At 32.7% G+C, this 982-nt stretch carries 1 protein-coding gene; it reads right to left on the bottom strand.

Annotated elements, in window-relative coordinates; translation table 11 throughout:
- Positions 1–18: 18 nt before the first annotated feature.
- Positions 19–924: an IS1595 family transposase gene (locus IV513_RS15500; protein WP_209391451.1), complete on the bottom strand. Its 906-nt coding sequence runs from the start codon at positions 922–924 to the stop codon at positions 19–21.
- Between the last annotated feature and the right edge of the window lie 58 nt (positions 925–982).

A 982-nucleotide genomic window follows, 5' to 3' on the forward strand; every position in this document is an offset into this window, starting at 1 on the left:
TTGATTATCCGTTTTTAATCATAACCCTGTAATGTTAGCAATAATAAGCCTTTCAAAGAGGCTATCTCCAAAATATCTTCGATTTAGCTTGTAGATGAATTCGTTGAGATAGAGTTGAAGATACTTTCTTTTTATTTTGTGGTAATTGCCCAACAAATTTCTTTTGGCGTTGCTAATGGCAATATGAACCCATTTTAAAGTTTCTTCGGTAGTTTCTTTTGAACTTTTTTCCATAATATGAAGCTCTACAAAATCTGAAATATCCACATAAGAAGTGCTTTTATCTGTAAAAACAATACTCTGATTATCTATAGATTCTTTAATGGCTTCGTTGATTTCTTCTCCACTGTGTCCATCTAAAACCTTTGCTTTAAAGAACCGAACTTGTTTTTCTTTTTTTCCAGTATCAATATCTTCTAACGGTGTTGATTCTGCTATCATCGCAACATTTTGTTTCCCAACTGAACCTTTTCCACGAATTCCTTTTTTCTGCTCTATTTCGCTAGATTCTACTGTAAAATAGGCTTCGTCAAATTCTATCATCCCTTCCAAAGTGTATTGTGCATCTCGGTTTCCCATGGCTTTTCTTATCTTATGAACCATTGCCCAAACTGGTTCATACCTCTTTAATCCCAATTGTTTTTGGATTTCTTTGGCTGAAAATCCTTTCTTGGTAACACTCATCAAAAACATGGTTTTGTACCAAATGAGAAAAGACAAATTCGAATTTTCCATGATGGTTCCGCTTTTCAAAGAAGTTCGACTTCTGCATTTTTTGCATTCATAACTTAATCTGCTCTTTATCCAAAAATGTTCTGTGCTTCCACATTTGCACGTGAGTCCTATTTTATCTCTCTCAGATTTAAAATGATTTATACAATCATCTTCTGTCCCAAAATGTGCTGAAAAACTGAATAAATTCATATCTAATTGTTTGATTACTACAAATATACAAAAGTTATGATAAATTACGGATATTCAT

It is taken from the genome of Chryseobacterium sp. RR2-3-20 (assembly GCF_017808115.1).
Taxonomy (GTDB): domain Bacteria; phylum Bacteroidota; class Bacteroidia; order Flavobacteriales; family Weeksellaceae; genus Chryseobacterium; species Chryseobacterium oryzae.

What these genes read in the sequence shown, in the direction of transcription:
- IV513_RS15500 (WP_209391451.1), bottom strand. Translation starts at nt 924, where the DNA reads ATGAATTTATTCAGTTTTTCAGCACATTTTGGGACAGAAGATGATTGT.